Source organism: Pseudomonas sp. SDT291_1_S447, assembly GCF_054070155.1.
This window is the reverse complement of sequence record NZ_JBSVXS010000502.1, coordinates 1-208: the sequence shown is the minus strand read 5'-3', so window position 1 is coordinate 208 and position 208 is coordinate 1. Positions and strand designations below refer to the sequence as shown.

Below are 208 nucleotides of genomic sequence, written 5' to 3'. Positions count from 1 at the left end.
ATGTTGTAGACAAAACCGTCACGTGCGTCATAACCGACCTTGCCGCGCCCGATGGTGTTGATCGAAGCGCCTTGCTCCACCACGATACTGCCAGTGGAAGCGACCAGGAACACTTCCGGCGCCGCCAGGGTTGCGCCATCGCGAAGAATCAGCGCACCCGTGGTGCCAGCCGCCAGGTTGATGTAGTTACCGCCCTGGCCATAGTTGA

The 208-nt window shown here is 60.1% G+C and carries 1 protein-coding gene; it reads right to left on the bottom strand.

Annotated features, from left to right (window positions below):
• On the bottom strand, positions 1 to 208 hold a 208-nt coding region (locus ACW9IR_RS30550; protein ID WP_457466349.1), incomplete at both ends, for a hypothetical protein.